A 21,422-nucleotide genomic window follows, 5' to 3' on the forward strand; every position below is an offset into this window, starting at 1 on the left:
ACTTAACCACGTTCCGGTGCGGCCTTCCGGCCGCACCGGTCGAAACGGCCAGAAACACCCATGGATATCTTGGTGACAGGAACGGTGCTGGGAGGCACCTACGCGCTGATCGCGCTGGGTTTGACGTTGCAATATGGCGTCGCCCGCATCATGAATCTCGCCAATGGGGAGAACCTCGTCTTGGCGTGCTTTTGCGCATTCTGGCTGTATACGGCGACCTCCATCAATCCCATTTTTGGCATCGCCCTCATCGCCCCCGTCGCCTTTGTGCTGAACTGGGCCATCTATGCCTATGCGATGAAGCCGCTGGTTGATCGTGCAAGAGATCCCGGCCAGCTGGAAATCGACAGCATACTGGCCACATTCGGCCTCATGTTCATCATGCAGGGGATAATGCTGCTGGTGTTCGGCGGCGAATATTTCTCATACAATTTCCTGTCGGAACCGGTTCGAATTTTCGGCGAGAATTACGGTCTCAATCGAATTGTCGCGCTTTGCGCGGCCGGTGCGATCGCGGTGGCGCTGTACCTGTTCCTGTACCGAACGCGCCAAGGGACCGCCGTGCGTGCGGTATCGGTCAACCCGTCTTCCGCAAGTCTCGTGGCTATCGACGTTCCGCGCATTTCAGCATTCGCGTTTGCGCTCGGCGGTGCGCTGACCGCAGCCGGGGGCGCGCTTCTGTCTACCTTCTATACGTTCAATGCATCGATGGGCGTAATCTTCACCATGAAGGCGCTGATCATCGTCATCATGGGCGGCGTGGGCGATGTGCGCGGTGCTGTCCTGGCGGCGCTGCTGCTGGGACTTGCGGAAACCGCGGTTGCAACTCTGATCGATCCGGGACTTACGATGGCGGCGACCTACACGTTGTTCCTACTCGTGCTGTTGTTCCGGCCGCAGGGCATTTTCGGAAGGCAGACGTCATGATCGCACTGAAGGAAAAGGAATGGCGCGTGGCGGGCGTCGCGATTCTGCTCTTCGGGGTGGCGGCGATGATCCCGTTCGCAGATGACGGGTACTACCTTTCGCTTGCTGTCAATATCGTCATGTATGTTGTCCTCTGTACGGCCTGGACGCTGTTTTCCGGACCGACCCACTACATATCGCTGGCAACCGCCGCATTCTTCGGCATGGGCACCTATTCGGTCGGTCTCGGGATCGATAGCCTGCCATTCCCCCTGCTTATCGGCATCGGTGCGCTGGCTGGTGGTGTTCTCGCCGGTCTTGTCGGCATGGCGACCTTGCGCCTGTCCGGCGTTTACTTCGTGATATTCACGCTTGGGTTGGCTGAACTGGTGCGCCAGGTGGTGACCTGGCTTCAGGTGAAGTTCGTTGGTGCGGTTGGTCTATATGTCTTTACCGAATTGAACGAGACTCACATCTTCTGGATGCTCTTGGCTCTGGCTGCGGCGGTCTTCCTCGCGGGGTGGCTTATAAGCCGGTCACGGCTCGGTTTCGCCATGCGGATCATCGGAAACGATGAAACCGTTGCACGTCATGTCGGCATCGATGTCGCCCGCTCCAAGGTGATCCTGTTCACGGTTTCGGGTGCCTTCATTGCCGCTGCCGGCGCAATTCTTGCCCCGCGTTTCGCATATGTCGAGCCGCCGTCCGCATTCAATCCGGTGATTTCCTTCCAGGTGGTCATCATGGCGCTGCTTGGTGGTACGGGCCGGCTGTGGGCGCCTTTGCTTGGCGTTGTACCGTTCACGATCCTGTTCGATCGCATCTCGGCGAGCTTTCCCAATCACACCAGCCTGTTGATCGGTGTCGCGTTCATGGCCGTCGTGTATTTCCTGCCCCGCGGCGTCATCGGCCTCGTCGAGGACTTTCTGGCGCGGCATCGCAAGCGAGACCTCGCCCGAGGGCGGCACATTTCGGAGGCGGTCGAATGAGTGGAAGACCGCTTCTTTCCGTCGAAGGTGCGCACAAGGCATTTGGCGGCCTTGTTGCCGTCAAGGATGTCGATTTCATCGTCAAGCAAAGCGAACTGATCGGTCTTATCGGGCCGAACGGTTCGGGCAAGACGACGATGATGAACCTGATATCCGGCGCGTTGAAGCCCACTTCTGGCACGATCCGCCTGGATGGCGAAATCATTTCCGGAGCCCCGCCGCAGCGGATTGCCCGCCAAGGTGTCGCGCGCACCTTCCAGCTTGTACGCATTCTGCCTTCACTGTCGGCGATCGAGAACGTGATTGCGGGCGCCGTCTTCGGACATGTGCGTGCATGGGGCGACGATGCCTACAGGGAAGCAGAGATACTGCTGGAACGTGTCGGTCTCGGCGGACGCGCCAACGTACCCCCCGGGGCGATGAACTATATCGATCAGAAGCGGTTGGAACTTGCGCGTGCTCTGGCATCCAATCCGCGTCTTCTGTTGCTCGACGAATGGCTAGCGGGGCTCAATCCCAGCGAACTGCAGATCGGTATCGATCTGATCCGTGATCTGCGCGATGACGGATGCACGATCATCATGGTCGAGCATGTCATGGATGCAATCCGCTCGCTTTGCGATCGCTGTATCGTGATGTCGAGCGGTATCAAGATCGCGGACGGCTCCGTGCAGGACGTGCTGTCGCAGCCGGAAGTCGTGGCCGCCTACCTGGGGGAAGAGGATGCTTGAGGTCGAACATCTCTCGGTCTCCTACGGCGCCCATCGCGCATTGGAGGATGTATCTCTTCACGTGGCAGCGGGAGAAATCTGCGTGATTCTCGGCGCGAATGGTGCGGGGAAGAGTTCGTTGCTTAGAGCGATTGCGGGAATGGTGCCTTCTGCGACCGGCGCGCGGATCACCATCGGCGGCAGGAATATTGCCGGCGCCAAGCCCCACAAGGTTGTAGAGGCCGGCCTGGCTCTGGTGCCTGAAGGCAGGGGCATATTCGGAGACCTGACGGTCGCAGAGAATCTCCAGCTCGGAGCCTATGGCCCGCAGGCGCACGCCGGCAAGAAGGCACGTCATGCCTCGATCCTTGATCTGTTTCCCCGCCTGGCCGAGCGTAGCGGGCAGATCGTTTGCACGATGAGCGGCGGCGAGCAGCAGATGGTGGCTATCGGTCGCGCCCTGATGTCCGCCCCGGAGATCCTGATGTTGGACGAGCCATCGCTTGGCCTGTCTCCCTTGTTGACCAATGACTTGTTCAAGTCATTGAAAGCTGTGCGTGAAACCGGAGTCGGCATCTTGCTGGTCGAGCAGAACGCAAAGCAGAGTTTGGCAATCGCCGATCGGGGATACCTGATTGAAAACGGCCGTATCACCGGCGAGGGAACCGGTGCCGAGTTGGCGAGGGATCCGGCAGTGCAGGCTGCATATCTGGGCGGCGCGGTCGCGCCGGCTTCTGCGGTGCCCGCAGATGCGGACGGTTCGTACATGATGCCGACGGAAACAGGTGGATCGTGTGTCGGGCGCGAACGGCGCCAGCGAACGCGGTTGGCCGCTGGTGACACTGGCGGATTGAACGGTCACAGGCACGGAAAGGCAGGAGTAATGGCCAAGAGGGAAGACGCGATCATCAGGTCGAGCCAGGCGCAAGAACTAAGCCTGCAGGCTGCGGAAATGGCAAAGAGAGCCACCCGCATCCAGCGTGAACATGTAGAGCTGCAGCGGGTAAACCACCACGTTTCATCGGCAAAGGCGGCCGCGAAACCAGAGCGAATGGCAACTGCCGGCCCGAGTGCCGAAGCAGGTGACGGGACGGCGGCGCTGGAAAGCAAGAAGGTGAAGGGACGCGGCAGGAAGTTGGCAAAGAAAGCCATGAAACTGGCCCGTAAAGCCGAAAAGCTGGCCGAGAAGGCGCTGAAGGCGAGCAGGTAAACAGGACATCAACGGGAGACTGAAATGGCACGTGTACTGGATGGCATGTATATTGGTGGTGGCTGGACTACCAAGTCACAGACTTTTCCGGACTACAATCCGTCCGACGGTTCGATCTGGGCGAATGTCCCGGATGCCTCCGTCGAGGATACCCGCCGGGCGATTGAGGCTGCGCATGAAGCCTTCGGGGAATGGTCTGCAATTCCGTTCACCAAACGCTCGCAGATACTAATCAAAGCCGGCGAGATCTTCGAGAATCGTCGCCAGGAGATTGCCGAGGCGGTGATGGCCGAAGGCGGCGGCTGGTTCGGCAAGGCCATGTTCGAAACGGGGTACACTGCTGAATTGTTTCCTGCCGCGGCTGCGGCGAACTACGGATCCATCGGCGAGGTGTTGCCTTCCGAATATGGCAAGGTATCAATGGCCGTACGCCGGCCGATGGGCGTCGTTTCCGTGATCAGTCCATGGAATTTCCCGCTCATCCTGACAGGGCGTGGCATGCTTTTCCCGATGGTTGCGGGCAACACGATCGTGTTGAAGCCGTCCGAGGACACGCCCTATATCGGCGGCCTTTTGTGGGCCGAGATATTCGAGGAGGCCGGCCTGCCGAAAGGCGTGCTCAACGTCGTGACGTGTTCCCGCGAAAACGTCGCTGCTGTCGGTGACGAGTTGATTGAGAATCCGCTGGTCAAGGGCGTCTCCTTCACCGGGTCTACGGCGGTTGGACGCCAGATCGCGGCCAAGGCCGGCGCGCATCTGAAGAAGTGTTGCGTGGAACTCGGCGGCAAGAACGCGATGATCGTCTGTGACGATGCGGACATGGAGCGTGCTGTCCAGGCAGCGAATTTCGGAGCGTTCATGCATCAGGGCCAGATATGCATGTCGATCGAGCGCGTGATCGTGCACGAGAAGATTTACGATGAGTTCATCGAGAAGTTCATTCCGCGCGTTAAGAAGCTGACGGTCGGCGAAACGAGCAACAAGGACAATGTGCTCGGGCCTGTCATAAATGACCGCGCGGCGGAGCGCATTGAGCGCCATATCGAGGATGCGAAAGCCAAGGGTGCCACGCTCCTGGCCGGGGGAGAGGTGAACGGCCGTTTCGTGACGCCGACGGTCTTTGCCAATGTGACCCCGGACATGCTGCTCTACCAAGAGGAAACCTTCGGACCTGTCTGCTCGATATTCAAGGCAGCAAGCGATGAGGAGGCCATTCGCATCGCCAACGACAGCGAATACGGGCTGACGGCAGGCGTGCTGTCCGAGGATGAGGGCAGGGCACTGGAAATTGTCAACCGGCTCGATACCGGAAACTGCCACGTGAATTGCTCCCCGGTAAACGACGAGCCGCATGTTCCGTTCGGCGGCTTCAAGGCCTCCGGGCTCGGCAAGCATGGCGGCAAGTGGTCTATGGAAACCTTTACCGAAACCCGCTGGATCACGCTCGATCGGGGCGGACGACCGTTCCCGCCGGTATTCTAGCGCCTGGAATTTCACGACGAGCGGGACTGTGGTCTCGCTCGTCTTTCGTTTCGCAAATTGAGTGGTTGGATCTGGCCGTAGTTACGTGCAGGTGCTGGCCGATCGGGACGGGATATCAGTCCGGCAGGACGCAAACGTCGAGCAGGGCTGCGCGGCGGTTCTCGCGGACGACCCGAAGCGCTTGTTCGATCACCTTCGGCAGTTCCTGCGGATCGGTCACTTTACGGGCCCAGGCGCGGCTGGCGGCCGCGACGTTGGTGAAATCCGGTGACGGCTTCAGCGCCGTCAGCGGCATTTCGTTGGCGCGTGATGCGAAACCATTCGGGTAGAGACCCGTGACGGATGCACGTACCGCCCCCCATTCCGCATTGTTCAGGATGACGACAAGTACCGGAAGCTCCAGTGCCTCGGCGATTTGATGGCATGCGGTCGGGTTCGAGAACATGTAGGAACCGTCGCCCATGGTGGCAATGCAGACCCGATCCGGGTCGGCGAGCTGAGCGCCGAGCGCGGTGGGGAAACTCCAGCCGAGCCCGCCCGAATGTGGTTCCTGGAACCATGAATTGTGCTCCTCTCGGACAATCGTACCCAGTATCGTGCCAAGTTCGGAGAATACGCTGGATTTGATGCCTCGCAACGCGTTGCCGAGGCAATGGCTTACATAGGCCTTGGTAATCCCGCGTGATGTATCACAGGCTTTTTCGACGATCGAGGCGCGTAGCTTTGCCGACGCTTTCGCCAGCGCATTGCGGCGCGTGACCAAGGCATTCTCGTCGCGTCGAAGCGGTTTCATCGCGTCGATCAGTGCAGGGATGGTTAGGGCGGTTTCGCCGGCGATTGTGAGGTCGGACCGGAAGTTGCGAACCGGGAACCGGCTGAAGACGGGATCCGGGCCGATATTGATAACCTTGGCACCTTCCGCGAGCTTGTGCTTGTCCGGCCACCAAGGGGCGAGGCAGTTCAGCACAACAACAACATCAGCCTTTTCCATCCACGGGCCAGGATCCGCACCGACATGGCAGGGATGTTCCGTCGAAATCGCCAGGTGCGTCGCCCACCAGGAACACACGGCGATGCCCCAGTACTCGGCCCATTTCGAAAACGCCGCGAAGCTCTCCTCGTCGCCCGAACCGCGCTGGGCTATGACCAGCGGATTCTTCGCCTCGGCGAGCCAGCGTGCGGCGGTATCGATATCCTGCGGATTCGGTGCACCGGTTGCGGGCTGGATCGAAGGCGGGGCCTCGAGCCCGTCACTGGGCGTGACTTCGCACAGTACCTCGCGCGGCAAGGAGAGGTAGACCGGCCCCTTGGGTGTGGAGTTGGCGATGGCATGCGCCCGGTCCAGCAGGCCGGCGATCTGCTCCGGGAACTTCAGTTCGTAGTCCCACTTGCAGGCTTCGCGAACCAGCGCTGTCTGGTCACGCATTTCCTGGCCCCAGCCGATGGGGACGGTGCGTGCTCCAAAGCGGTCACCTTCCATGACGGGCGTACGGCCCGACATGAGCAGCATCGGGATTTGCTCGCAGGCGGCATTGATGGCGCCGGTTGCCCCGTTGGACAGGCCGACATTGGTATGAAGCATCACGGCTTGCGCCCTGCCGGTCATGAGGTAGTAGCCATGCGCCATGCCGAGCGCGGCGTGCTCGTGGGGGATCACGACCGGCTTAGGCAGTTCGATGCTCTTAGCGGCAGCCTCGGCCAGTCCCTCGATGATCGGCGGAAAATCCGTGCCGGAATTGGCAAAGACATAGTCGACACCGAGCGCCTTGAGACGCGAGAAAATCGCGCCGCCCGCCGTGATGTTATCTGAAACCGTGTGTTTCATTGCCTCAACCCGGTCCTGCCAGTCCATTATCCGCTCAGCAGCCGTGGCAGCCAGAGCGTTATTGCCGGGAACGACAGCAGGATCGCTACCCGGATCACTTCTGCGAAGAAGAATGGCATGACACCCTTAAAGGTTTCACTCATGGGCGTGTCTTCGGCCATTGCCGAAATGACGAAGACGTTCATGCCAACCGGCGGCGTTATCAGGCCGAGCTCGACCACGATAAGCGCCAGGATGCCGAACCAGATTTTCAACTCCTCGGTGCTCATGCCGAATCCGGCGCCTTCGGCGCCCTGGAAGGTGCCGCCATTCAGCTCCATGAGAACAGGCCAGAAGAATGGTATGACCAGCAGGATCATGGACAGGCTGTCCATCAGGCATCCCAGAACGATCAGGGCGAACAGCAGGAGGATCAATACGAGCATCGGAGAAAAGCCCGACCCGACCATCCATTCGGCAGTCGCCTGCGGAAGACCGATCCTGCTCATGAAGATCTTCATCAGCTCCGCGCCGAGCAGGATCAGGTAGATCATGCCGGTCGTACCCGCGGTTTCCTTCAGGGAGCCGATCAATTCACGGATTCCTATGGTGCGAGTGAACGCACCGTAGATCCAGACCAGCGCCACACCGACAGCTGCAGCAGGCGTCGGGTTGAAAAATCCGCCATATATGCCGCCGAGAACCAGGCCGAAGATCACTGTTACCGGGATAAGGCCCATGGTCGCGTCCCGGAACTCGGCAAAATCCACACCTTCATGGCGCGGGCCGGCCTCGGGCTTGATCGCGACGTAGATGGCGATCGTCAGGATGAAAAGTATGACAGCGAGAATTCCCGGCAGCATCGCCGCGGCGAACATGGTGACGATGTTCGCCTCCACGATCACGGCATAGATGATAAGTACAACCGACGGAGGAATGAGGATGCCGAGAACGCCGCCGGCAGCCAGAGAACCCGTGGCCAAGGCGCCGGAATATTTGAACCTTCGCAATTCCGGCAGGGCGACCTTGCCCATGGTCGAAGCAGTAGCGAGCGACGAACCACATACCGCGCCGAAGCCCGCGCAGGCCGAGATGGCCGCCATCGCGGTTCCGCCGCGGAGCCATCCCAACCAGGCATTCGCGCCACGGAACAGCGCCTGACTGAGGCCGGCCCTGGAAGCAAGTGCGCCCATGAGCACGAACATCGGCACGACCGATAGCCCGTAATTCGAAAAGACGCCCCATCCCAGCGTCTTGAGCTGGCTCATCACCAGTTGCGGGCCGTTGACCGTCATGATGCCGACGCCCCCGACCAGAATCATCGCATAGGCAATCGGAATTCGGAACGCAATCAGCAGAACAAGGGCGACAAGCCCCAGGATGCCAAGTGAAATCGGGTCCATCGTGCTAGCCCCTGACCATCTTATTCAGCGCATCCACCACCGAGGCAAAGCTTGCCAGCACGAGCAGGGCGAGTGACAGGAGACAAGCGGCGTAGGCCCACCAGAGCGGGATCTGCAGGATCGCCGTGGTGGAGTCATAGGTTCGCTGATCCAGCATGCCGTAATACATGCGCCAGAGCAGCAATGCGCCGAATCCGAGGGCGATCAGCGAGCCCAGCAACGAGAACAGGGCAAGCGCGAAACGCGAAGCACCAGATGTGAAGATATCGGCTGTGACATTCAGGCCGGCGATCTGACAATAGGGAAGAAAGGAAAAGGCGGCGATGGCGACTCCTACCTCGGTCAGCTCGAAATCGCCTTGCAGGGCCTTGTTGATCGTCGCCGCACCGATGACGGACACGACGTTGGCGGCGACCACAGCCAGCAGGACGAATCCGCCCAGAATGGCCCATCCGGTAGACAAGCGAAGGACGAGGCCGTGAAGCCTCGTCCCGTGGTTTGGAGCATCAGCCATCTTATTCGCTGTTCTTGGCGACCAATTCCCTGGCCTTGGCCATGATGCCGGCGCCGTCCAAACCCTTGGCGTTGACTTCGTCAACCCAGCGCTGGCGCACAGGCTCGAGAGCGTCGATGAATACCTGGGTTTCGGCTTCAGTCAGCATGACATGTGACTTGCCGGCATCGGTGGCCATCTTGATACCGAAATCGTCATTGGCGCGCCACATGTCGGCAACCTTGCCCCACCAGTCACGCGAGGAAGCGTCGCGGAAGGCTTTCTTGATGTCGTCCGGCAGGCTGTCCCAGCGTTCCTTGTTCATCGAAACCTGAAAGGTGGTGTTGCCAAGGCGGGTCTCATCATGTCCCTCGACGAAATAGTCGATTTGCTCATACGCCTTGATGACCGGAATGATCTCCCAGGGAAGGAGCGTCGCGTCGATCACGCCTTTCGACAGCGCGGAGGGAACTTCCGGGACCGGCATCGCGAGCGGCGAAGCGCCCAGCGCCTCGATCACCCAGCCGCCCGTGCGGCTCGGGATACGGATTTTCATGCCCGCAAGATCGGACGGAGAGCGGACTTCCTTGTCCACGGACATGATTGCCTGTCCGGCATGAACATGCAGCCACATCACCTCAAGGCCCTTGTAGTCGTCCTTAAGGTCACTCTCGAACATGTCGTACATGGCGAGGTTCGTTGCCCGAATGTCGTTCACATAGACACCCGGCAGTTCGAAAACCTCCGTGCGGGGGAATTGCCCCGGCGTGTAGCTGTTGACGGTCCAGATCAGGTCGACAACACCGTCGCGCGCCTGCTGGACGAGTTCCGGCGGCGTGCCGCCGAGCGTCATGGCCGGGAACATCTCGATCTTCACGCGACCGCCCGAATTCTCCTCGACCTGTTTCGCCCAAGGCTCAAGCATGTCCTTCTGAGCCGGCGAAGTGGCGGGAAGGAAGTGATGGAGCTTGAACGTGAATTCCTGGGCAGAGGCCCAGCCCGTTCCCGCCACGGCGATGGCGGCGCCAAGCACTGCGGCTCCCGCGAGTTTTGCAAGTTTCATGACTGATAACTCCTCCTCAGACATCCGTATCTGACCAGAACCGGCTGGATCGTCCAATCGCTTCGGCGTCCGGCAAAGTTGGTCCCGCAGGTGCGGATCCCCTCCACCAGCTGTTATGTCGCCCCCCCCTCTTAGTCGCTCCTGCCGTTCAATCCCATTAATAAGCACCGTCGGATTTGTCATGCAAACCCTCAGCCCCTTGGTTCTATCTCAAGATCGTATGCAAAAACTTGGGAAAAAAGTGCAAAAAAAAGGCATAATGTTTCGAACCGGCGAAATCCGGTTTCGATCATCGCGTTCCTCGGATGAAAGCGCTTGCCCATGGGAGCCGGGTGGACCTATTGAGACGCTGCAGCGATTTCGCAATGCCAACGTCAACGCTACGATCGAAGCAGGAAATCTCCCCATATGTCCGAAAATCAATTTGTCCTGACCCTCACTTGCGAGGACAGGCCCGGCATTGTCGCCGCAGTTTCAACTGAACTTGCCGCGGCTGGTGCGAACATTGCCGAGTCCAACCAGTTCTGGGACCGCCAGACGAACCGCTTCTTCCTGCGTATCGCGTTCACGACACCACAAGGCGTGGACCAAACGGATGTCGAAAGGGCACTCAAACCCGCAATCGATCGATTTTCCATGAAGGCGAGCATCGGGGACCTCGCGCGACGTCCGAAGATCATCATCATGGTCTCGAAATTCGACCATGCGATGCTGCATCTGCTGTACCAGATACGCGTGGGTTGGCTGAATGCGGAAGTTGTCGCCATCGTTTCCAATCACGAGGATTCGCGCCGGACTGCGGAACTGGAGGGGATTCCCTATCATCATTGGAAGGTCACAAAGGACAACAAGGCGGAGCAGGAAGCCAAGCTGCTGGCGCTGGTGAAGGACACGGGGGCGGAACTCGTCGTCCTGGCGCGCTACATGCAGGTTCTCTCGGACCACCTGTCGAACCGGCTGTTCGGGATGGTGATCAACATCCACCATTCCTTCCTGCCAAGCTTCAAGGGAGCCAAACCGTACCACCAGGCATTCGAGCGCGGCGTCAAGCTGATCGGCGCCACCGCCCATTACGTGACGCCGGATCTCGATGAGGGACCGATCATCGAACAGGAAACCGAACGTGTCAGCCATGCAATGACGGCCGAGGATTTCGTGGCTGCTGGCCGCGACATAGAAAGCCGGGTGCTGGCCCGTGCCGTGAAGCTTCATCTGGAGCGACGGGTAATGCTCAACGGCCACAAGACCGTGGTGTTCGAGAAATAGCGCGGCAGACATGCGTCTTCGCGCACCGAAATCGTGCCGCCGGTCGTGTCGCGCGGCACATTTCCGGTTGGCTCGAAGGGGTGCGAATTAACTCATTCTTATGACTTTTCGGGCCTATTTCCGGTCAGCAATTAGTGCCTGAGGCATCCCGAGGATGCGCCGACATGATGTCGTCAACCGCTTTCGAGTGAAGCCTGCGGAGTCGGCGACGTGCAAGGATTTCACAAAATCGAGCGGTGCGGATGATCTTGCCGGACAAGTGGCCGGCGAGTGTTGAATCTGGCCTGCTCGGCAAGGGGCATCGGGTGTCTCAAGCGAGCAAGTGCCTCGCGACCAATACCGATGAGTGGAGATGCGCGATGCGTGAAGAAAGTACGAATTCCTCGGAGCCCACGCTGAAAATCATATCGTTCCGCCTGGCCGATCAGGTTTTCTGCCTCGACATCATGGCGGTGAAGGAGATCCGTGTTTGGGTCAAGGCGACCCCGTTGCCACATTCACCGGACTATGTGCTGGGCTTCATCAATCTGCGCGGCCGGGTGATCCCGGTTGTCGACATGGCGCGTCGACTCGGCTTGCCGGCCATTGAGCCGACCGAGCAGAGCGCCATCATCGTGATCGACGAGGGAGATCGTGGCGTCGGCATCCTGGTGGAAAGCGTATCAGACATGGTCAGCGTCCGGCCGGAAGACATGCAGCCGGTTCCCGACGTCATGAGTGACGAGGAAAAGGCGCTGACCAAGGGCATCGTTCCGGTGGGGGACGACATGATCTGCTTCCTCGACCTGAAGGGCCTGTTCGATCAGGTCGGGAGCGTGGAGACTGGCGACGCGGCCGTGGAAGCCGCCTGAGAACGACAGGCGGCGCCGGCCGTGGATGGCGCTAGCGGTCGGACGTCTTCCAGCGCGGATTGATCCAGGGTTCGGCGTTTTCGCGAGGCAGTGGTGGGCGGCCCAGAATGTGATCCGCCGCCTTTTCGCCGACAAGAATCGATGGCCCGTTCAGGTTGCCGTTGGTGATGCGCGGGAAGATTGACGAGTCCGCGACGCGCAGCCGCTCGACGCCGATAACCCGGCATTCCGGATCGACGACCGCCATCAGATCGTCGGGTCGACCCATGCGCGCTGTCCCGCAGGGGTGATAGGCGCTTTCCACGTGTTCGCGAATGAAGTCGTTCAGCTCGTCATCCGACTGGACCGATTCTCCCGGCTGGATTTCCTTGCCGCGATAGGGGGCAAACGCTTCCTGCCCGAATATCTCTCGGGTGAGCCGGATGCAGTGGCGGAAATCGGCCCAGTCCTGTTCATGGCTCATGTAGTTGAAGAGTATCTTCGGCGCCTCGCGCGGGTCGGCTGAGCGTAGCGTGACGCTGCCTCGCGAGGGAGAACGCATCGGTCCGACATGGGCCTGGAAGCCATGTCCCTCTGCGGCGGCCTGGCCGTCATAGCGCACCGCGATCGGCAGAAAGTGATACTGTATATCGGGATACTCCACGCCCGGCTTCGAGCGCAGGAAGGCAGCACTTTCGAACTGGTTCGAGGCGCCGATTCCGCTCTTCGTCACGAGCCATTTCAGGCCTACGAAGGCTTTTCCGAGCAGGTTCCAGTACTTGTAGAGCGTGATCGGCTGGGTGCATGCCTGCTGTATGTAGAGTTCGAGGTGATCCTGCAGATTCTGGCCGACGCCGGGACGGTTGGCGACAATGTCGATGCCGTGTTCCGAAAGGTGGGCGGCGGGCCCGATGCCCGACAGCATGAGTATCTTCGGCGTGTTGATCGAGGAGGCGGCGAGGATGACCTCGCGGCGTGCGGTCAGGGTCTCCACCTGGCCGCCACGCTCGATCTCGACGCCCACGGCGCGGTTGTTCTCGATGACGACGCGGCGGGCGAAGCCGCGCACCAGGGTGCAGTTGTTCCGCTTCAGGGCAGGTTTCAGATAGGCATTGGCCGTGGACCAACGGCGGCCTTGCCAGACCGTTTGCTCCATCGGGCCGAAGCCTTCCTGCTTCTCGCCGTTGTAGTCGGACGTAAGTTCGAATCCGGCTTGCCTGCCGGCCTCGACGAAAGCCGCGTGAAGCGGGTTGTCGCGCTTGCCGCGCGTGACGTGCAACGGTCCGGACCTGCCGCGCCAGGCGGGATCGCCGCCATGTCCGCAGTCATGCCAGTTTTCCAGCCGCTTGAAGTAGGGAAGTACGTCGGCATATGCCCAGCCCGTGGCGCCGCTTTCCGCCCAGTGATCGTAATCCCGGGCATGGCCGCGCACATAGACCATTCCGTTGATCGAAGAGGAACCGCCGATGACACGACCGCGCGGCGTCACCAGCCTGCGGCCGCCGAGATGCGGTTCCGGCTCGGTCTGGTAGCCCCAGTCGTACCGCTTCATGTTCATGGGGTAGGAGAGGGCCCCCGGCATCTGGATGAATGGGCCCGCATCCGAGCCACCTGCCTCGATCACGATCACCGAATGCTTGCCGTCCTCCGAAAGGCGGTAGGCCATGGCCGAACCCGCCGATCCCGAACCGATGATGATGAAATCCGCTTCCATGTCCTGCTTGCTCAATATGGGCTTTCGACCGGGCCGAGGCCGACGTAGACGCTCTTGATCTGGCTGTAATTCTCGATGGCTGCGGCCGCGTTTTCGCGTCCGAAACCGGACGCCTTGGCTCCGCCGAAGGGCATTCCGGCGGGTGTGAGGTTGTAAGAATTGATCCAGCACGTCCCGGCCTGGAGTCTTGCGATCGTGCGGTGGGCCCGCGCCAGGTCGGACGTGAATACGCCCGCGGCGAGGCCGAACTGCGTCGCGTTCGCGCGCGTGATCACCTCGTCTTCATCATCGAAATCGAGAACCGACATGACCGGCCCGAATATCTCCTCCCTGGCTATGGTCATGTCATCCCGGACATTCGTGAATACCGTCGGTTCGATGAAGAAGCCGTTCTCGAAACCCTGGATCGCCGGGATGCCGCCCCCGATCTCGAGTTTCGCGCCCTCCTTTCGGCCGGTTTCGATGTAGCCGAGGACCTTTTCGCGCTGCGCGGCCGAGACCAGGGGGCCCATCTGGACGGTTTCGTCCATCGGGTCGCCGATGACGATCGCCCGGGTTCGCACGACGAGGCGTTCGACGAACCGTTCGCGAATCGAGCGGTGGACAAATACGCGGGTGCCGTTCGAGCAGATCTGGCCCGTCGAGTAGAAGTTGCCGAGCATCGCGCCACCAATGGCGTTCTCGATGTCGGCATCCTCGAACACGATCAAGGGGGACTTACCGCCGAGTTCCAGTGTGACATGGCGGAGGCCGTCGGCCGCGGCCGCGTAGACCTTGCGCCCGGTCGGCACGGATCCGGTCAGTGAGACCTTGGCGATGCGCGGGTCGGCGGTCAGCGCGGCACCGACATCGCCATGACCCTGTATGACATTGAAAAGTCCGGCAGGTGCGCCGGCCTCGACCAGGATTTCCGCCAGCTTCAGCGCTGACAGCGGCGTCACCTCGGATGGCTTGAAGATCATCGCGTTGCCGCAGGCGAGTGCCGGCGCGGCCTTCCAGCAGGCGATCTGGATGGGATAATTCCAGGCGCCGATACCGAGGCAGACGCCGAGCGGCTCCCGGCGGGTGTAGGCGAAATCCCCGCCAAGCTCGACGGTCTCGCCTCCCATCGCGGGCACGATGCCGCCGAAGTATTCCAGCGCGTCGGCACCCGACATGGCGTCGGCCACCAGGGTCTCCTGAAGCGGCTTGCCGGTGTCGTGCGTCTCCAGCTCGGAAAGTTCGCGATTGCGGGTGCGAATGATGTCGGCAGCGCGGCGCAAGACGCGGCCGCGTTCCGTCGGGCTGAGTGCGGCCCATTTCGTCTGGGCATCCACGGCGCTTGCCAACGCCTGTTCGATGATGTCGGCGGTGGCGGCGTGAACCGTGGCGACGGTCTCTCCCGTCGCAGGGTAGATGACGTCTATCGGCTTGCCGTCGGTGTCCTCGACGGGGTGTCCGGCTATGAAATGGCTTGCGGCGGGTTCAACGCGCATGATGTGGTCCGTGCGTTCGGAGTTGCGTTTCAGGCGGCCTTGCGTCGCCCTTCGCGGGCTAGCGCAAGGTCAAGGTAGTCGGTCACCATTGCGAGCGTCTGTTCGCGGCTCGGTGCAAGGTCTTGCAGCGCATGACGAAGATAGACGCCGTCGATCAATGCTCCCAGCGTGGACGCAATGTGCTCGGCGGCGTCGCGGTTCACCAATTCGACGAGGCAGGCGACAAGATTCGTATGCAGTCGCTTCCGGTAGACGCGAAGCAGCCGTGCAGCGTCGTCGGAAGTCTGCGCCTGGACGTAGAATACCAGCCAGGCGGCAATCACATCGGGATCGAACTGGTCGTCCGCAAAGCTTGCCTCGATAATGGCATCAAGACGCTCCCGTGGCGTATGCGCTCCGGCTAGCCGGGCGCGCACACCGTCGCCGAAAAGCGTCAGGATCTGGCGCATTGCGGCCAGGAATATGCGGTCCTTGGAGCCGAAATAGTGGTGCGCAAGCGCCGAGGACATGCCCGCCCGGCGGGCGATCTGGCTTACCGTGACATCAAGCGAGCCGACACGCCCGATCTCTCGGATGGTGGCATCGATCAGGGCGCTACGGCGAATGGGTTCCATGCCGTATTTGGGCATCGGGGCACCGAATTTTGCTTCGAGTGTTGCAATTCCGAAAATATGGTTTTTTATTGACTCGTCAATCAAGAAAAATCCGCGACAGCCGGATACCCGAACAGGAGCGACTAATGACTTTCTTCAAGTCCACCCTGACCGCGCTTGCCGCATTCGCCGCGAGCACGAACCTTGCCTTCGCACAGTGCGAGAAGGTCACTTTCTCCGATGTCGGTTGGACCGATATCACGGCCACGACCGCGGCCACGAAAACCGTTCTGGAAGCGCTTGGCTACGAAGTGGATGTCAAGGTTCTTTCGGTGCCGGTCACCTATGCATCCCTGAAGTCCGGTGATGTCGACGTGTTTCTTGGCAACTGGATGCCGACAATGGAGGCCGATATCGCGCCTTATCGGGAGGACGGTAGCGTCGAGACCATAAGGGCCAACCTGAAAGGGGCGAAATACACCCTTGCCGTCAATGATGCGGGGGCCGCGCTTGGCATTGCCGATTTCGCCGACATCGCAGCCCACAAGGAGCCGCTGAACGGGAAGATATACGGGATCGAGCCGGGCAACGACGGCAACCGCCTCATCATAGATATGATCTCGACAAACGCCTTTGGTCTCGAGGATTTCGAGATCGTGGAAAGTTCTGAGCAGGGGATGCTCGCCCAGGTGGAGCGCGCGACCAAACGCGGCGATCCGATCGTGTTCCTCGGCTGGGAGCCGCATCCGATGAATGCCAATTTCGATCTTACCTACCTGACCGGCGGTGACGATTTCTTCGGTCCGAACCTCGGTGGTGCCACGATCTATACGAATACCCGCAAGGGATATTCGGAAGAGTGTCCGAACGTAGGCGCGCTGCTTGCCAACCTGGAATTCACGCTCGCCATGGAAAACGAGATCATGGGCGCGATCCTGAACGATGGCGAAGATCCGGATGATGCGGCTGCGGCTTGGCTCAAGACCAATCCGGATGTGCTTGATGGCTGGCTCGATGGCGTGACGGCACTCGATGGCGGCGACGCGATGGCCGCGGTCAAGACCGAGCTTGGCCTTTGACGGCGATCGAAGGCCCCGGATTCCAACCCCGGGGCTTAATTTCCCGGAGCGAACAACCGCCTGATCGCAAGGTCATCGTCCAAGGGCCGGAGGGAGAGGACCCATGGAATGGCTGACTGAGGTCAAGATACCTGTCGGCAAAATAGCGAAATCCGCATTTGACTGGATGCAGGACCATGGCGGCTGGTTCTTCGACGGTCTATCTGCAGCGATGGAGGCGTTGATCGAGGCGCTTCTGTGGATCCTGCAAACCCCACCGCCTCTGGTCGTCGTCCTGATCATTGTCGCAATTGCTTACCTCATTCAGCGCAACTGGAAGACGGCACTTTTCGTCCTGCTCGGCTTCCTGTTCATCCTGAACCAGGGGTACTGGGAGGAGACGACCGAGAGCCTCACGCTGGTGCTGTCGGCCTGCGTCGTGTGCATGGCGGTCGGCGTTCCGATCGGTATTGCCGCCGCGCACCGTCCGCGATTGTACCAGTTCATGCGCCCGGTTCTTGATCTGATGCAGACGCTGCCCACCTTCGTCTATCTCATACCGGCTATCGTGTTTTTCGGTATCGGCATGGTACCCGGGCTGATCGCAACCGTGATCTTCGTGCTGCCGGCGCCCATACGGCTTACCTATCTTGGCGTTTCCACGACTCCTGATGCATTGCTGGAGGCCGCCGACGCCTTCGGTTCCACGCCGACGCAAAAGCTTTGGAAGGTGGAATTGCCCTATGCCTTGCCCCAGATCATGGCCGGCCTGAACCAGACGATCATGCTGTCCCTGTCGATGGTCGTGATCGCCGCGCTGGTCGGCGCGGACGGTCTTGGCGTGCCGGTGGTCCGGGCGCTCAATTCCGTCAATACGGCATTGGGCTTCGAGAGCGGTTTCATCATAGTGGTCGTGGCGATCATTCTCGACCGGATGCTGCATTTCGGAAAGGACCGGACATGAGCAAGGCCGTCGTCTTCGAAAATGTGAGCATTGTCTTCGGCTCCGCCCCGCAATCCGCCCTGCCGCTGATGGACCAGGGCATGAGCCGTTCCGAAATCCAGGCTGAGACGGGCCAGGTGCTGGGGGTGCATGACTGCACCCTCGAAGTGGAGGAAGGCGAAATTCTGGTGCTGATGGGGTTGTCGGGTTCCGGCAAATCCACGTTGCTACGCGCAGTCAACGGGCTGAACCGGGTAGTGCGCGGCCGGGTTCTTGTCGACGGCGGCGACGGGCCGGTCGACATAACGAATGCCGATGCCGCCGAACTGCGCTACATGCGGCGCGAATGCATATCGATGGTGTTCCAGCAGTTCGGCCTGCTTCCTTGGCGCAACGTGATCGATAATGTGGCCTTTGGTCTCGAGCTGTCCGGGGTCAGTCGCGCCGAGAGGGAAGAAACGGCACGCGAAAAGCTCAAGCTGGTGGGGCTGACCGATTGGGCTGACCGGAAGGTCGCAGAACTTTCTGGCGGCATGCAGCAGCGCGTCGGTCTCGCGCGCGCCTTCGCCACAGATGCGCCGATTCTCCTGATGGACGAACCATTCTCGGCGCTCGACCCGTTGATCCGCACTCGGCTCCAGGACGAATTGTTGGAGCTCCAGGCCAATCTGAAGCGGACGATTGTCTTCGTCAGTCACGACCTCGATGAGGCGTTCAAGATCGGCGGCCGGATCGCCATATTGGAAGGAGGTCGGATCGTTCAATGCGGGACGCCGCAGGAGATCATCCGCAATCCGGTCAACGATTACGTCGCCGACTTCGTCGCGCACATGAATCCGCTGGGCGTGCTGTGCGCCGAAGACGTTATGGTCGAGGGCACCGCACCCGCGCAAGCGAAAGCGGTCGCGCATGACATGGCAGTCAGCGAGATCATGGATATCTTCTTGTCGAGCGACCAGCCGCTGCAGGTGCTTCGGGCGGGTGCGCCTGTTGGCGTCGTCACCCCCCAGAGCATTCTGGCGAGTCTCGCCGGAAAGCCGACGGTCGGCGACAGCGCCGGTCCGAATTGAAAAACCGGTCCGTAAAACGCATCCGCCCATTGGACGCGTGTGCCAAATAACTTATCTGCGAAATGCAATTGCGGACAGGAAGGAAAGCGCGGTGGCTATCAGGGACCTCGTTCTGGAACAGTTGAAGCGGGTCAAGGGCCCGGATCTTTCGGGCAATATCGTAGACTTGGGCCTGGTCTCGGAGATCGTGGCGACCGACGGGAAGGTGTTTTTCTCGATCACGGTGCCGGCCGAACGCGCCGAACAACTCGAACCGTTGCGTGAAGCGGCCGAGCGCGCTGCCCTTTCCGTCGCAGGGGTGGAGAAGGCTTCGGTCGTGCTGACCGCCGAAAAAATGACCGGCGAGGGCGGACAGCCGGGCGCGCCGCGTCGTCCGGTGCCTCCGCAAGGCGCTCCGCGCAAGCCTGCCGGTGTTCCCGGAATTAGTTCCATCATCGCCGTGGCGTCGGGAAAGGGGGGCGTCGGCAAGTCCACGACTGCGGTTAACCTCGCCCTTGCATTGAAAACGCTTGGGTTGAGGGTGGGGATCCTCGATGCCGACATCTACGGCCCCTCCATGCCGCGCCTTATGGGTATCAGCGGCCGCCCGCAGTCGGCCGGCGGGCGTGTACTGAAGCCGATGAAAAACTATGGCCTCAAGGTAATGTCCATGGGTTTCCTTGTCGACGAGGAAACGCCAATGATCTGGCGCGGGCCTATGGTGATATCCGCGCTCAACCAGATGCTGAAGGAGGTCGAGTGGGGCGAGCTCGACGTTCTGGTCGTCGACATGCCGCCGGGTACCGGCGATGCACAGTTGACGATGGCACAGAACGTGCCGCTGGCCGGCGCGATCATCGTCTCCACGCCGCAGGATCTCGCACTGATCGATGCGCGAAAGGGGCTGAACATGTTCCGAAAGGTGGAGGTGCCGGTGCTCGGAATCGTCGAGAACATGAGCTACTTCATTTGCCCAGACTGCGGGAGCAGGCATGACATTTTCGGGCATGGTGGCGCGCAGAAGGATGCCGAACGGCTCGGCGTACCATTCCTTGGGGGTATTCCGCTGACACTGCAGATCCGCGAAACCTCGGATGCCGGAGAGCCGATCGTCGTGTCCGATCCGGACAGCGCGCATGCGCAGACATATCGCGATATTGCGAAAACCGTTTGGGAACGCGCAGGCGCGGAACAGCAGTCGGCGCCGAGTATCGTTTTCGAGTAGGAGGCCGGTACCCACCTGCTCGGGTTCAATCCGGAAGTTCCTTGAACTCGCAGGCATTTTCTATAGGAAAAGGAAATCGGTCCAAGGCGGCGCCGGTTCTTCTCAAGGGAAGCGTCTCATGAATTGCGTGTTTGTTCAATTGCGTTGCAAGCCGGGGCAGGCCTACAAGGTCGCCGACAAGATCTACGAGCGTGAAATCGCCTCCGAACTCTATTCGACCAGCGGCGATTACGATTTGCTGATGAAGCTCTATATCCCGGAAGGAGAGGATATCGGGAAGTTCATCAACGACAATATCCTCGATATAGAGGGTATCTCACGTTCGCTCACGACCTTGACCTTCAAGGCATTCTGACCCGGACTTGGGCCTGCCGGACCTGCCATGCCCCTGTTTCGCGTTCAGAATTGGGATGATGCATACGCCAACGGGGCGAACATTCCCGGCGGCGAGCGGTGGCCGGAAGCGTGGGTGCAGCCGGCGGCCGACTTTCGGACCGTCACGGGAAAGCGGGCCGAGCTCGATATTGCCTATGGCGATCATCCGCGTGAAAAGCTCGACTTGTTCTTTCCTGTCGGCGAACCACGAGGGCTGTTCGTCTTCGTGCATGGCGGTTATTGGCTGGCGCTCGACAAGTCCTACTGGTCTCATCTCGCCGGCGGCGCAATCGGGCACGGCTGGGCCGTTGCCATCCCGTCCTATCCCCTGTGCCCGGAAGTCCGTGTCGCGGATATCGTGCGCTCGGTTGCCAGGAGCGTCGCGATGGCGGCAGCCAGGGTGGGCGGGCAGATAAGGTTGGCCGGCCATTCGGCAGGTGGACAGGTCGTCACGCGCCTGCTGTGCGGCGGAACCGGACTACCCGATCCGGTCGCCGCTCGCGTGGACGGGGTAATGTCAATCTCGGGCGTGCATGATCTGCGTCCACTGCTGCGAACCGAGATGAATGAAACGCTTGGTCTCGACATCCGCGAAGCGCGTGCGGAAAGCCCGGCGCTTCTGGAGCCGGTCATCGACGTGCCGGTTATCTGTTGGGCGGGAGCTGCCGAAAGGGCAGAGTTCGTGCGCCAGAACGCACTGCTCGCCAATGTATGGCGCGGCCTGGGGCTGGCGACGGAGACGGTCGAGGAGCCGGATCGCCATCATTTCAGTGTCGTCGACGGGTTGGCACAGGAGGATTCGCCGATGACCACTATCCTTTTCTCCTGATCGGT

Annotated in this window: 20 protein-coding genes; 13 read left to right on the forward strand and 7 right to left on the reverse strand. The window is 60.7% G+C overall.

The window, feature by feature from the left end:
* Positions 1–60: 60 nt before the first annotated feature.
* Genes HTY61_RS03490 through HTY61_RS03510 form a run of 5 tightly spaced genes read left to right on the forward strand, consistent with a single transcriptional unit; the run spans position 61 to position 5,297 of the window.
* A complete protein-coding gene (locus HTY61_RS03490) occupies positions 61–927 on the forward strand; it encodes a branched-chain amino acid ABC transporter permease (RefSeq protein WP_175275497.1) in 867 nt (288 codons plus the stop codon).
* Positions 924–1,895 carry a branched-chain amino acid ABC transporter permease gene (locus HTY61_RS03495; RefSeq protein ID WP_175275498.1) on the forward strand — a complete coding sequence of 324 codons (972 nt, stop codon included), beginning with the start codon at positions 924–926 and terminating at the stop codon, positions 1,893–1,895. The genes HTY61_RS03490 and HTY61_RS03495 overlap by 4 nt, the downstream gene beginning before the upstream one ends.
* Positions 1,892–2,626 (forward strand): ABC transporter ATP-binding protein, encoded by a 735-nt coding sequence (locus tag HTY61_RS03500; protein WP_175275499.1) that lies wholly within the window; start codon positions 1,892–1,894, stop codon positions 2,624–2,626. Before HTY61_RS03495 ends, HTY61_RS03500 begins: the two co-directional genes overlap by 4 nt.
* The gene (locus HTY61_RS19635; protein WP_175275500.1) at positions 2,619–3,815 is read left to right on the forward strand and encodes an ABC transporter ATP-binding protein; all 1,197 of its coding nucleotides are present in this window, start codon (positions 2,619–2,621) and stop codon (positions 3,813–3,815) included. Before HTY61_RS03500 ends, HTY61_RS19635 begins: the two co-directional genes overlap by 8 nt.
* Positions 3,816–3,839: 24 nt before the next feature.
* Positions 3,840–5,297 (forward strand): aldehyde dehydrogenase family protein, encoded by a 1,458-nt coding sequence (locus HTY61_RS03510; protein WP_175275501.1) that lies wholly within the window; start codon positions 3,840–3,842, stop codon positions 5,295–5,297.
* Between the two features lie 115 nt (positions 5,298–5,412).
* On the opposite strand, the gene HTY61_RS03515 is transcribed toward HTY61_RS03510, so the two are convergent.
* Genes HTY61_RS03515 through HTY61_RS03530 form a run of 4 tightly spaced genes read right to left on the reverse strand, consistent with a single transcriptional unit; the run spans position 5,413 to position 10,060 of the window.
* A complete protein-coding gene (locus HTY61_RS03515) occupies positions 5,413–7,122 on the reverse strand; it encodes a thiamine pyrophosphate-requiring protein (protein ID WP_175275502.1) in 1,710 nt (569 codons plus the stop codon).
* A gap of 26 nt (positions 7,123–7,148) precedes the next feature.
* Entirely contained in the window at positions 7,149–8,504 is a 1,356-nt protein-coding gene (locus HTY61_RS03520; RefSeq protein WP_175275503.1) for a TRAP transporter large permease, read from the reverse strand.
* A 4-nt stretch (positions 8,505–8,508) separates the two neighbouring features.
* Entirely contained in the window at positions 8,509–9,018 is a 510-nt protein-coding gene (locus HTY61_RS03525) for a TRAP transporter small permease (RefSeq protein WP_175275504.1), read from the reverse strand.
* A gap of 1 nt (position 9,019) precedes the next feature.
* Positions 9,020–10,060 (reverse strand): TRAP transporter substrate-binding protein, encoded by a 1,041-nt coding sequence (locus tag HTY61_RS03530; protein ID WP_175275505.1) that lies wholly within the window; start codon positions 10,058–10,060, stop codon positions 9,020–9,022.
* Positions 10,061–10,468: 408 nt separating this feature from the next.
* Here HTY61_RS03530 and purU point away from each other — a divergent pair, with 408 nt between their 5' ends.
* Positions 10,469–11,326, forward strand: coding sequence for a formyltetrahydrofolate deformylase (gene purU / locus HTY61_RS03535; protein WP_175275506.1), 858 nt, complete (start codon positions 10,469–10,471; stop codon positions 11,324–11,326).
* Between the two features lie 359 nt (positions 11,327–11,685).
* Complete coding sequence (locus HTY61_RS03540; RefSeq protein WP_175275507.1) at positions 11,686–12,177, forward strand: chemotaxis protein CheW; 492 nt, start codon at positions 11,686–11,688, stop codon at positions 12,175–12,177.
* 31 nt (positions 12,178–12,208) lie between these two features.
* Here the strand turns inward: HTY61_RS03540 and betA are convergent, their stop codons facing one another.
* Genes betA through betI form a run of 3 tightly spaced genes read right to left on the reverse strand, consistent with a single transcriptional unit; the run spans position 12,209 to position 15,974 of the window.
* Complete coding sequence (gene betA, locus HTY61_RS03545) at positions 12,209–13,870, reverse strand: choline dehydrogenase (RefSeq protein WP_197945396.1); 1,662 nt, start codon at positions 13,868–13,870, stop codon at positions 12,209–12,211.
* Positions 13,871–13,881: 11 nt separating this feature from the next.
* Complete coding sequence (gene betB, locus HTY61_RS03550) at positions 13,882–15,345, reverse strand: betaine-aldehyde dehydrogenase (RefSeq protein ID WP_175275508.1); 1,464 nt, start codon at positions 15,343–15,345, stop codon at positions 13,882–13,884.
* Positions 15,346–15,374: 29 nt separating this feature from the next.
* Positions 15,375–15,974, reverse strand: coding sequence for a choline-binding transcriptional repressor BetI (gene betI / locus HTY61_RS03555; RefSeq protein ID WP_175275509.1), 600 nt, complete (start codon positions 15,972–15,974; stop codon positions 15,375–15,377).
* A gap of 110 nt (positions 15,975–16,084) precedes the next feature.
* Here betI and HTY61_RS03560 point away from each other — a divergent pair, with 110 nt between their 5' ends.
* From HTY61_RS03560 to HTY61_RS03585, 6 genes are all read left to right on the forward strand, one after another.
* Complete coding sequence (locus HTY61_RS03560) at positions 16,085–17,017, forward strand: choline ABC transporter substrate-binding protein (RefSeq protein ID WP_175275510.1); 933 nt, start codon at positions 16,085–16,087, stop codon at positions 17,015–17,017.
* A gap of 103 nt (positions 17,018–17,120) precedes the next feature.
* Entirely contained in the window at positions 17,121–17,960 is an 840-nt protein-coding gene (gene choW, locus HTY61_RS03565) for a choline ABC transporter permease subunit (RefSeq protein ID WP_175275511.1), read from the forward strand.
* Positions 17,957–19,009, forward strand: a complete 1,053-nt coding sequence (gene choV, locus HTY61_RS03570; RefSeq protein ID WP_175275512.1) for a choline ABC transporter ATP-binding protein — start codon at positions 17,957–17,959, stop codon at positions 19,007–19,009. The genes choW and choV overlap by 4 nt, the downstream gene beginning before the upstream one ends.
* Before the next feature lie 91 nt (positions 19,010–19,100).
* Positions 19,101–20,213, forward strand: a complete 1,113-nt coding sequence (gene apbC / locus HTY61_RS03575; RefSeq protein WP_175275513.1) for an iron-sulfur cluster carrier protein ApbC — start codon at positions 19,101–19,103, stop codon at positions 20,211–20,213.
* Positions 20,214–20,331: 118 nt separating this feature from the next.
* Complete coding sequence (locus HTY61_RS03580; protein ID WP_175275514.1) at positions 20,332–20,568, forward strand: Lrp/AsnC ligand binding domain-containing protein; 237 nt, start codon at positions 20,332–20,334, stop codon at positions 20,566–20,568.
* Between the two features lie 27 nt (positions 20,569–20,595).
* Entirely contained in the window at positions 20,596–21,417 is an 822-nt protein-coding gene (locus HTY61_RS03585; protein WP_175275515.1) for an alpha/beta hydrolase, read from the forward strand.
* Positions 21,418–21,422 lie beyond the last annotated feature (5 nt).

The organism is Oricola thermophila, from assembly GCF_013358405.1.
In the GTDB taxonomy this organism is placed as follows: Bacteria; Pseudomonadota; Alphaproteobacteria; order Rhizobiales; family Rhizobiaceae; genus Oricola; species Oricola thermophila.

Coding starts and splice junctions, on each gene's coding strand:
- HTY61_RS19635 (WP_175275500.1), top strand. CDS start 2,619: ATGCTTGAGGTCGAACATCTCTCGGTCTCCTACGGCGCCCATCGCGCA.
- HTY61_RS03495 (WP_175275498.1), top strand. CDS start 924: ATGATCGCACTGAAGGAAAAGGAATGGCGCGTGGCGGGCGTCGCGATT.
- HTY61_RS03540 (WP_175275507.1), top strand. CDS start 11,686: ATGCGTGAAGAAAGTACGAATTCCTCGGAGCCCACGCTGAAAATCATA.
- betI (WP_175275509.1), bottom strand. CDS start 15,974: ATGCCCAAATACGGCATGGAACCCATTCGCCGTAGCGCCCTGATCGAT.
- HTY61_RS03525 (WP_175275504.1), bottom strand. CDS start 9,018: ATGGCTGATGCTCCAAACCACGGGACGAGGCTTCACGGCCTCGTCCTT.
- HTY61_RS03490 (WP_175275497.1), top strand. CDS start 61: ATGGATATCTTGGTGACAGGAACGGTGCTGGGAGGCACCTACGCGCTG.
- HTY61_RS03580 (WP_175275514.1), top strand. CDS start 20,332: ATGAATTGCGTGTTTGTTCAATTGCGTTGCAAGCCGGGGCAGGCCTAC.
- HTY61_RS03560 (WP_175275510.1), top strand. CDS start 16,085: ATGACTTTCTTCAAGTCCACCCTGACCGCGCTTGCCGCATTCGCCGCG.
- HTY61_RS03515 (WP_175275502.1), bottom strand. CDS start 7,122: ATGAAACACACGGTTTCAGATAACATCACGGCGGGCGGCGCGATTTTC.
- betB (WP_175275508.1), bottom strand. CDS start 15,345: ATGCGCGTTGAACCCGCCGCAAGCCATTTCATAGCCGGACACCCCGTC.
- HTY61_RS03530 (WP_175275505.1), bottom strand. CDS start 10,060: ATGAAACTTGCAAAACTCGCGGGAGCCGCAGTGCTTGGCGCCGCCATC.
- betA (WP_197945396.1), bottom strand. CDS start 13,870: ATGGAAGCGGATTTCATCATCATCGGTTCGGGATCGGCGGGTTCGGCC.
- choW (WP_175275511.1), top strand. CDS start 17,121: ATGGAATGGCTGACTGAGGTCAAGATACCTGTCGGCAAAATAGCGAAA.
- HTY61_RS03585 (WP_175275515.1), top strand. CDS start 20,596: ATGCCCCTGTTTCGCGTTCAGAATTGGGATGATGCATACGCCAACGGG.
- choV (WP_175275512.1), top strand. CDS start 17,957: ATGAGCAAGGCCGTCGTCTTCGAAAATGTGAGCATTGTCTTCGGCTCC.
- HTY61_RS03520 (WP_175275503.1), bottom strand. CDS start 8,504: ATGGACCCGATTTCACTTGGCATCCTGGGGCTTGTCGCCCTTGTTCTG.
- HTY61_RS03500 (WP_175275499.1), top strand. CDS start 1,892: ATGAGTGGAAGACCGCTTCTTTCCGTCGAAGGTGCGCACAAGGCATTT.
- purU (WP_175275506.1), top strand. CDS start 10,469: ATGTCCGAAAATCAATTTGTCCTGACCCTCACTTGCGAGGACAGGCCC.
- HTY61_RS03510 (WP_175275501.1), top strand. CDS start 3,840: ATGGCACGTGTACTGGATGGCATGTATATTGGTGGTGGCTGGACTACC.